Consider the following 9,778-nt stretch of genomic DNA (forward strand, 5'->3'; position numbering starts at 1 on the left):
AATTTAAAGGGCTCGTCGCACTCAAATTTATCCATCGCTTCGCATCTGGATTTACTCGCCTCGACCTGCGTAAATCCGCCCGAGCTGCCGTCCTCGAAGCCGCCCGCCTCGCTACGCAGATCAAGAACCCTCAGCTCATTCGGTTCGTTTATAAAGTATCCGCGCCAGCCGTCCGGTCCGTCTGCCGCAAGCTCGAATCTATCGAAATCAAAGTCCAGCTCCGCGCGGAATTTAACGTTAAAATTCGCGTCTGTAAAAACAAGCTCGTTAACACCCTCTATTTCGCCGTTTTTGTCTGCTTTGCCCACGCGAATGCAATATCCGCCGCTTGCGCGCTGCGCCTGCGTCATAGGGCAAGTTTTAGCGATGATTTTAAGCTCGCAACCGCTCAAATTTAGGCGGTAAATTTGACCCGAGCGCGTAAAAATCAAGAAATTTAGCTCATCTTGCTTAAAAATCGCCGTGCAGCCCTTTAATCGCTTTCGCGTGCCCGTCTGCGTCTTAAAATCGTAAATAAAAAGCGTGTCGTCGGTCGCCGTAATAGCCTTTTTATCGCCGCCCTTGCTACTTAGCGCGATAAAGTTGCCGTATTTTAGCACGCCCTTTTTGTGCTTTGAGATGAGCGCGAGATCCGCAGCGTTAAATTTATAAATCGTGTCAATAAAGCCCAAAACTACGAGCGTGCAGCCGTCATCGTCAAAGGTCGCGGCGCGGGTAAAATCGCGAAAAGGCGCGCCCGCTAGCTGCTCGCCGCTTGCGAGCGAGAATTTTCTAAGCTTCATCTGCTTTTGCTCGTCGTTATCGCCTGCGTAAAATGCGCGATTGCCCTTTATCAGGACGTTTTCGCCGATATCGCGAAGTCTGTTTTGAAGCCTACTTTGCCATAAAATTTTCATCGGTCGCTCCTTTCGTCTGCGCGTAAAGAACACAGCGCGATTTATCGCTTTAATTTTGGCTAGCGGTTTTTCAGCGCGCATGCTAATACTTGAATTATTGCTTTTAAATTTACGCTATTTGCGCGGCGCTCGGTACCGGTCAAATCGGCATTTCAGCCGTGCTTTGCGGGCAAATTTATCCGCGCAGCGTTTGGACCGGGCTAGAAAGAAATTTAACCGCGCGCTGTTTGAGCGAAACCGCAAAATTAGCCTCGCAAATTTAGATCATTTTTTCGGTTTATTTTCTTTGATATAGTCCACGGCGATACGCTGGCAGGCGATCTTGTCGTTCTTTTCGAGGCATAAAGTCTCCAGCTCCTCGCGGCTTAAATTTTTGTAATCCTTGATCGTCTTTTTGCCGCCGCCTCCCATGACGAAGTATATGAGAGCCGCTAAAATCGCCATCGCAGCGATTAATCTAAGCATGATTACCTCCTAAATTTCATAGATTTTGCGCCAAATGTGCGAGCGAATTCGGCGCGCATCTGTTTAAATAGGCAGTCAAATTCTATGCCGTTCGGATTTTGCGAGCAGCGCATTTTTAAATTTAAAGCAAATTCATCTGCTTCGGAAAGTACCTATCCAGCGTCTGCGCTACCTGCTCTAACCAGACCTTTCGCTCGACCTCGTCGCTATCCGCGACCACTCTAAACATCAGCCGCTCAAAGGTTTTCACGCCGCAAAAATCAAAAATGCAGCTTTTCCAAATTCTTTCCAGCGGATCGCCGAATATCTTGTTTTCTCTGGCCTCGGGGGTGTTGGAGGTGTTGAAAACTACGGCGGCTTTAGCCTTTAAAAGTCCTATCGGAAGCCCGCCGCCGTTATCGCCCGGCGCAAAATCGTAGGCTACTCTCTGCCTTAGCACACGGTCAATCCAGCCCTTGAGGATGGCGGGCGGCTCGCCCCACCAGTTCGGATGGACAATCACGATGCCGTGGGCGTTTGCTATGTCTTTTTGATGCGCCTTTAACAGCTCGTCGTCGCTTTCATCGCTCACGAGCTCGGTGCCGCTAAGGATCGGATTAAATTTCTCCTTATATAGATCATGAAATTTAACCTCGTAGCCGCTATTTTGCAGCTTTTCTACCGCTACGTTTGCAATAGCCGCATTTAGGCTTCTTTCGTAAGGATGCGCTAAAATGATGCAGATTTGTTTCATCTTATTCCCACTCTATCGTTGCAGGCGGTTTGCTCGAGATGTCGTAAACTACGCGGTTGATGCCGTCTACTTCGTTTATGATGCGGCGAGAGACGTTTTCTAGCAGATCGTACGGCAGGCGCGAGAAGCTGGCCGTCATACCGTCGCTAGCGTCCACTACGCGTATGCACACGGCGTTTTCGTAGGTGCGGTTATCGCCCATGACTCCCACGGAGTGCACGTTTAGTAGCACGCAAAATGCCTGCCACGTTTTGTTGTACCAGCCGCTTGATTTTAGCTCGTCGCGTAGGATCACGTCGGCTTTGCGCAGCAGCTCGAGACTCGGCGTATTTACCTCGCCCATTATGCGGATCGCAAGACCCGGACCCGGGAACGGATGGCGGAAAACGACTTCGCGCGAAAGACCTAGCTCAAGTCCCAGCTGGCGCACTTCGTCTTTAAAAATTTCGCGCAGAGGCTCGATCAGTTCAAATTTCATATCCTTAGGCAGGCCGCCTACGTTGTGATGGCTTTTGATTGTTTTGCTTGAGCCTGCGACGGAGCTTTCGATGATGTCGGTGTAGAGGGTGCCTTGGGCTAGAAATTTTACGTTTTTGTGTTTTGCTGCTTCTTTGCTGAAAACTTCAATGAAGGTCGCGCCGATGATTTTGCGTTTTTGCTCGGGATCGACCACCCCTTTCAGTCTGCTTAAAAACAGCTCGCTAGCATCGATCACGTCTAAGCTCACGCCGAGTTTAAGTCTAAACATCTCCTCTACCGCCTTGCGCTCGCCCGTGCGGAGTAGTCCGTTATCGACGAAAACCGCTATCAGGCTCTGCGGCACCGCATGCGCCAAAAGCGCCGCTACGACCGAGCTATCCACGCCGCCGCTTACCGCGCAAAGCACTTTGGCGCTACCTACGCGCTCTTTTATTTTGATCATCTGCTCTTTGGCGAAGCTGCCCATATTCCAAGTGCTGGTTATTCCGCAGATCTCTTTGGCAAAATTTTTTAAAATTCTATCGCCGAACTCGCTGTGGCAGACCTCCGGGTGAAACTGTAGCGCGTAAATTTTACGGGTCTCGTCGCCGAATACGCACCACTCACTCTCATCCGAGCTTGCCATCACCTCAAAGCCCTCCGGCAGGCTCTCGACCTTGTCCGAGTGGCTCATCCAGACAGTAGAGTTATCCTCCACGCCGCCAAATAGCCTGCTAGCGCGAAGCAGTTTCAAAGAAGCCTTGCCATACTCTTTTTTGCCCGCAGGCACGACGCTAGCGCCAAATTTATGCGCGATGAGCTGCATGCCGTAGCAGATACCTAAAATTGGAATTCCAAGCTCAAAAATTCTATCGTCGCAAAAATACGCATCCTTGGCGTAAACGCTAGCGGGTCCGCCGCTTAAAATAAGACCTTTAGGGTTTTTTGCTTTTATCTTATCGATCGGTGCGTCGTATGCGATCAGCTCGGTGTAAACGCCTTGTTCGCGCAAGCGCCTAGCGATCAGCTGGGTGTATTGAGAGCCGAAGTCCAGCACTAAAATGTCTGCCGTTTGCATGAAATTCCTTTGTAAAAATTTTTAAAAGTATAACAAAGCAAAGCTAAAAGTAGGCTATTTATCGCGTAAAATTCTAACGCCGCCTTTCGTGTCGTTTGTTTTGTTGCCATCCGCGGCGGATGCCTTTGCATTCACGGTTTGCTCATCTGCGTCCGAGTAAAATGGCGGTGCTTTGTATCCGCAGCCGCTAAGCAAAACTAAGATAAAAAATGCTAAAATCCGTCTATGGAAAATGCAAGAGAAATAATCGCTCATATCAGAAAAAATCCTTTATATGCCAAGATGCGAGAAAGAGGCGAGTTTTTAGCGATTTTGCCGCTTAGTTGGCAAAGGCTGATCGCTTTCATCTACGTCAAAGATGGCATTTTGATGATAGCCGCGAAACACCCGGCTGGGCTTTGCGAACTAAAACGCGATAGTAATATAAATTTAATAAAAGACGTATTAAAGCGCTTCGTAGCCGCTAGAGAGACGGCGGAGCTTTGCGGCGTGCGCGATATAAAATTTTTCGTCGCAAGTAGGCTGGTGAATAAAAGACGCGCGCAAGCCTTTAAAATGAGTATGCGCCGAAGCAGTAAAATTTTATCTTCAGAGCGCGCAAAAGGGGAGTTTGAAAACAAAATCCAAGATCCGCAAATTTATAAAATTTTTGAAGAGATAAGAGGGTTAATCCTTGCTAATAGAGGAGATTAAGAGCTTGCCTGCTAGCCCCGGCGTGTATCAGTACTTTGACGCCGCGGGCAAGCTGCTATACGTCGGCAAGGCTAAAATTTTAAAAAATCGCGTCAAAAGCTACTTCTCTTTCACGCCCGCTCTCGCACCGAGTCCGCGCTTAAGCGCGCGCATCGCCAAGATGATAGGCGAGGCTGTGCATTTAGAATATATCGTAACGCCCAGCGAGAGCGACGCGCTGATACTAGAAAATTCCTTCATCAAGCAGCTTAAGCCCAAATACAACATCCTGCTGCGCGACGATAAGACCTATCCATATATCTACGTAAATTTAGACGACGATTTTCCGCGCTTTGAGATCACGCGAAAGATCATAAAGGGCAGAAACATCAGATACTTCGGCCCCTATTTTCACGGCGCAAAGGAAATTTTGCAGACGCTTTACATGCAGTTTCCGCTCGTGCAGAAGAAAAATTGCGTCAAGGGCAAAAAGGCCTGTTTGTTCCATCAGATCGGGCGCTGCGCCGCTCCGTGCGAGGATAAAATTTCAAAGCAAGATTACGCTCGTATCGTGCAAAGCGCGCTTGTGGCTCTGAAAAATCCGCAAAAGATGGTACCGCAGCTTCAGGATCGGATGGCGCGGCTCGCGCAGAGCGAAAATTTCGAGGAAGCCGCGCAGATCCGCGATACGATCGAAATTTTAAAGCAGATGAACGTAAAGGTCGAGGTCGATCTGGCAAAGCTCGATGATTTCGAGGTCTTTGCGATTGCCGCACGCGACGGGCTCGTCTGCGCCGTGCATTTTAGCATACGCGAGGGTAAAATTTCAGCCTCAAGCTCGCATATAATTAACTGCAAAGCCCCAAGCGCCGATGATATCGCAAACGCTTACAAGCAGATGATCTTAAGCGCTTTTCCTGCCGCAGCTCCCGTGGCGTGCGCTAAAATTTACGTTTACGACGAGTTTGACGATGCGGATCTGGTATGCGAAATTTTATCCAAGCGGCACGAAAGAGCGTTTAAAATTTATGCGCCGAAAATCGGCGAGAAGCGTAAAATTTGCGAGATCGCATACCAAAACTGCGAGATCAATATCAAAAAGCATCTAAAAACACACGATTACGCGTTTTTGCAGGAGCTGAAGGATTATTTTAATCTTACGAATTTGCCGGTAAATATCGAGGTTTTCGATAATTCGCATATGTTCGGCGCCGCGGCCGTGGGGGCTATGATAAGCTTTCAAGACGGCGAGTTTAACAAGCAAAACTACCGCCACAAGCACCTTAGCTCAAATAACGACTACGATCAGATGCGCGAGTATCTAACTAGCCGCGCGCTTAAATTTGACGAGCTTGCAGCGCCCGATCTGTGGCTCATCGACGGCGGAACGGCTCTGCTAAACTTGGCGGAGGAAATAATCTGCAGCGTCGGGGCAAACATCGATATAATCGCTATCTCTAAAGAAAAGATCGACGCTAAAGCCCACCGCGCAAAGGGAGCCGCGAAGGATAAAATTTGCACGAAAGGCGGGATTTTTTCGCTGCCGACGGATGATAAAAAATTGCAGTTTTTCCAGCGCCTGCGCGATGAGGCGCACCGCTTTGCGATCTCGTTTCACCAAAAGAGCAAACGCAAACTCGATCTGCAAAGCTCAAAACTGCTAAGCTTGGGCGTTAGCAAGGGAAGCCTGAAGAAGCTTTTGGACTTTTACGGAGATTTTGAGAGCATTTATACGGCGAGCTTTGATGAGATCAGATCGCTTACGAATATCCAAACCGCCGAAAAAATTTTAAACAATCATTAACGAAAACCTAACGCAAAAAGCTATATTTAAAGATTTGTTTAGTAAAATCACCCATTAACTTTGCAGGACGGCTAAATCGTCTCCGCCTAGCGTGACGGAAGCGACTTCGTTTCTCCGGTTGAATAAAATTTAACGTCGCGTAAGCTGCGCTTTGAAGGATTTTGTATGAATTTAAATACTACAAGTGCTTTGAGACTTGTTAGCGGTATCCCGTTACTTTTGATTTTCGCGTTTGCATCATATTTCTTGTTTATCTCTTTGCAGGATTACGCCAGAGTGGGAATTTTGCAGCAGCAGATTGCTAAAAATAGCAATCTCGCAGCGTTAGTAGAGCAGGTAGATAAAGAGCGCGGTATCACTTCGGCGTTTTTGGGTAGCGAGGGAAACCCCGGTATGGGAACCCTTCTATCGGGCCAACGCAAAAAAACCGACGATGCGCTTGCAAAGTATAAAGAAAGCAAAAATATCAGTGAAAATGTCGTAAAAAAGACTATTTTTGATATTTTCGCCTACGGCACCGGTAATGACGAGCTTTTGGCTGCCGAGACCGATATAGACGGTTTATTAGACAAGCTTCCGCAGGTAAGAAGGGATGTCGATGCTCAAAGCAAAAGCTTCGGTGAGCTTTTCAGCTCATATTTTCAAAAATTCGACGATGATGTAAAAACAATCCAACGAGTGCTAAGAGAGGGTCTTGTAAGCTCAAATATCACCGTTTGGACGGTTTCATTGCTTAATACTTATGAGGCGATGGATGCCACCGCATCGGAGCGTGACTATATTATCGAATACATTATCGGTAGCAAGGCGATGAATCAGGCGCAGCTAAGGACTTGGGCTAGCTTCAACCTATCTAGTTCGCTTCCTAATTACTACTTCTTGCCGGAATCCGATGCTAGAGCCGCGATTTTAAAAATTCTAGACGGAGAGGAATTTCAAAACGCATTAAGAGAGACTGCTAAAATTTCAGCCACATTGCAGCAAGAAGCGGACGAGGGACACTATAGCGTGCCTTTTCAAGAGTGGTTTGCCTCTACTACACTTAAATATAAAAAGCTAAGCGAAATTTCTGAAAAGATCAATGCTGAGCTTGCGATGCATGCCGATACTTATCTAGCGCAAAGACTAAGAAACCTATTTATCGCTCTTGGCATATGGGTTTTAGCGGCTATTTTGGTCGTTTTTGCCTTGGGTATTACAAGACGTTTAAGACAGAACGTTACCGACCTCGGCAACGTGCTTAGCCGAATCGGCGATTTGACGAATCAGCACGAGCATATCGACGTTAGGACTAGTGAGGGTGTTAACAAAGCGTATTCGCTTATCGAGGACGCGCTCGATCTGATTGCATATCAAAAGGGCGCTGCGGAGGATGCCAACAAGGCAAAATCGATCTTTTTGGCCAATATGTCGCATGAGATCAGGACGCCGCTTAACGGCATCATCGGCTTTACGGAGCTTCTTAAAAATACCGATTTGGACGAGGAGAAGCGGGATTACGTTGATACCATCGAAAAATCGTCCGAAAACCTTCTAACGATCATTAATAACATTTTGGATGTCTCTAAGATCGAGAGCAATAAGGTCGAGCTTGAGGATATATTATTTAATCCTATCCAAGACTTTGAAAGCGCAGTTGAAATTTACGTAGCCAAGGCTGCCGAAAAGAATATCGACATCCTGCTCTACATCGATCCTACACTCGTGCACCACCTATACGGCGACATTACGAAGATCAAAGAGGTTCTTATCAACCTCATGTCAAATGCGGTCAAATTTACGCCTGAGCACGGCACTATCGTGGTCGAAATTTTAAGAGAGCCTAGCAAAGCTCCGGGAGAGGCGATCGTAACGTTTAGCGTAGAAGATACCGGCATTGGAATTTCTGAAGATAAGCTCGCAAATGTATTTAACGCCTTCTCTCAAGCTGACTCTACAATCACGCGTAAATATGGTGGAACAGGTCTTGGACTTACGATTTCGTCTAAATACGTAGCGATGATGGGCGGTAAGCTTCAGGTCAAATCTACCGTAGGAAAAGGTACTAGATTTTACTTTACCCTTGCTTTTAAAGAGACACAAAAAACTGATGCGGACGTAGTATTTGAAAGCATCAAAGGGCTAAATTTTGCGCTTTTAGCCGATAGCGCCGATACGATGTATAATGATATCGTTAAAAACTACATCAGCAAGCTAGGTGGTAAAATTTCGATATTTAATACGAATGCGCAGTTCCGCTCAGCGCAAAATAATAACAAATATGACGCTCTTATCACTAGATTTAAGAATTACGGCGAGGTTAGCGATATATTGAGTATGCCTACGATCTTGACTCTTAAGCCAAAAGAGCTTCAAAGTATTAGTATTTCAAATTCTAAAATTTTTACCCTCACAGAGCCTTTTAACTTAACTAAATTTGTTAAGACGCTAGATAAAATTTCAAAATCCGGAATTGCTCTAAGTAGATCGGATTTTGCTCCACAGACGCATGAGATTAAGCTGGATGCCGAGGTAGAAAAGCCTATCGTCGCTGATGAAATGATTATGGAAGAGCCGGTAGTAAAAGAAAGACCTATCATCAACAAGCTCGATGAATTACGACATGCTACTACTTCGTCGGCAGACGAGCTACGCGCTATCTTGCAAAGCAGAAGGCGTACGCATGATGCCGAGGCTCATTCTGCGCATAAAGAGGAGGCTGTTAGTAAGCCTAGTATTGCTCAAGAGCTCAAAAAAGAAGCTCCTAAAGCAGAAGAGCCGGTCATTAAGCCTATAGATATCGAGCCTATGAGTGATATTAAGATTGAAAAGACAGAGCCTGAATCGCCAAAGATCGATATTGATATTCCTGAAATAGTAATCCCGCGCGCAGAAAAGCCAAAGGTAGAGCCTTCAAGCACAAAGGATGCCCAGACCGATATCGATGAGCCTATATCTTTGGAAATCCCTGATGATTTTGTGGGGCTCAAAACACATACGACGCAGACCCAGGCTCCTAAAGCCGAAACTCCTAGCATTGATATTTCTGATATCGAAATAGAGCTTCCTAAGATTAAGAAAGAGGAAGAACAAGTAAAGGCTGAGCCTGCAAAAGTAGAAATTCCAAAGGCTAAGGTTGAGACGCCTAAGGCTGAGATTGAAATTCCTGATATAGATATCGATCTTTCGGATATCAAACCGAGCGCCAAGGTGCAAGAGCCTGCCAAAAAGGTTGAAATTCCAAGCGTAGAAGAAGAAATTCCGGTAGCCATTAAAACCGAGTCTGAAATTCCTATCGCTAAAGCTTCGAAGCCTGATACTTCAAGTGTTTCTGCTCATGAAGATGAAATTTCAAATGTTAAACTTTCAGAACCTGAAATTCCAACTAAAAAGATAATTGAACCAGAACCTATCGCTGTTGAGCCAGAGCCGGTAGCAATTGAGCCTGAACTAAAACCTATAGAGCCAAAACTTGAAGAGATTTCAAATATCGAGTCTGAACCGGTAACGCCAGTAGTAGAACCGGCAGCTCAAAATATTCCTGCCGAAGAGCCAAGTATTGAGCCGGAGTCGGTGTCTATTCCAAAGACAGAGCCTGCTACTCAAAACGTTCATGTCGAAGAGCCGGAGATTGAGCCTGTTAGCGTAAAAGTTGAACCGGTAGTTATCCCACAACCTGAGGAAGAGGAGAT

8 protein-coding genes are annotated in these 9,778 nt (G+C 46.5%); 3 read left to right on the forward strand and 5 right to left on the reverse strand.

From position 1 onward, the window contains the following. The 5 genes from Q0340_RS00240 to Q0340_RS00260 all read right to left on the reverse strand — a co-directional run. The coding region (locus Q0340_RS00240) for a hypothetical protein (protein ID WP_298081676.1) at positions 1-896 on the reverse strand (896 nt) is incomplete at its 3' end. A 264-nt stretch (positions 897-1,160) separates the two neighbouring features. Then, positions 1,161-1,361: a hypothetical protein gene (locus Q0340_RS00245; protein WP_297902627.1), complete on the reverse strand. Its 201-nt coding sequence runs from the start codon at positions 1,359-1,361 to the stop codon at positions 1,161-1,163. Positions 1,362-1,482: 121 nt separating this feature from the next. Next, the gene (locus tag Q0340_RS00250) at positions 1,483-2,094 is read right to left on the reverse strand and encodes an NAD(P)H-dependent oxidoreductase (RefSeq protein ID WP_298081677.1); all 612 of its coding nucleotides are present in this window, start codon (positions 2,092-2,094) and stop codon (positions 1,483-1,485) included. 1 nt (position 2,095) lies between these two features. Then, entirely contained in the window at positions 2,096-3,631 is a 1,536-nt protein-coding gene (gene guaA, locus Q0340_RS00255) for a glutamine-hydrolyzing GMP synthase (protein ID WP_298081678.1), read from the reverse strand. A gap of 54 nt (positions 3,632-3,685) precedes the next feature. After that, entirely contained in the window at positions 3,686-3,886 is a 201-nt protein-coding gene (locus Q0340_RS00260) for a hypothetical protein (RefSeq protein WP_297883091.1), read from the reverse strand. Between the two features lie 27 nt (positions 3,887-3,913). On the opposite strand from Q0340_RS00260, the gene Q0340_RS00265 reads away from it, so the two are divergent. The 3 genes from Q0340_RS00265 to Q0340_RS00275 all read left to right on the forward strand — a co-directional run. After that, positions 3,914-4,324, forward strand: a complete 411-nt coding sequence (locus tag Q0340_RS00265) for a hypothetical protein (protein WP_298081679.1) — start codon at positions 3,914-3,916, stop codon at positions 4,322-4,324. Beyond that, complete coding sequence (gene uvrC, locus Q0340_RS00270) at positions 4,305-6,107, forward strand: excinuclease ABC subunit UvrC (RefSeq protein WP_298081680.1); 1,803 nt, start codon at positions 4,305-4,307, stop codon at positions 6,105-6,107. Before Q0340_RS00265 ends, uvrC begins: the two co-directional genes overlap by 20 nt. A gap of 165 nt (positions 6,108-6,272) precedes the next feature. Further along, positions 6,273-9,778: ATP-binding protein (locus Q0340_RS00275; protein WP_298081681.1), on the forward strand; the 3,506-nt coding region annotated here is incomplete at its 3' end.

It is taken from the genome of uncultured Campylobacter sp., assembly GCF_938045595.1.
Classification (GTDB): domain Bacteria; phylum Campylobacterota; class Campylobacteria; order Campylobacterales; family Campylobacteraceae; genus Campylobacter_B.

Excerpts from the sequence above, each read along its gene's own strand:
- Q0340_RS00245 (WP_297902627.1), bottom strand. The coding sequence starts at position 1,361 with ATGCTTAGATTAATCGCTGCGATGGCGATTTTAGCGGCTCTCATATAC.
- Q0340_RS00250 (WP_298081677.1), bottom strand. The coding sequence starts at position 2,094 with ATGAAACAAATCTGCATCATTTTAGCGCATCCTTACGAAAGAAGCCTA.
- guaA (WP_298081678.1), bottom strand. The coding sequence starts at position 3,631 with ATGCAAACGGCAGACATTTTAGTGCTGGACTTCGGCTCTCAATACACC.
- Q0340_RS00260 (WP_297883091.1), bottom strand. The coding sequence starts at position 3,886 with ATGAGCGATTATTTCTCTTGCATTTTCCATAGACGGATTTTAGCATTT.
- Q0340_RS00265 (WP_298081679.1), top strand. The coding sequence starts at position 3,914 with ATGCGAGAAAGAGGCGAGTTTTTAGCGATTTTGCCGCTTAGTTGGCAA.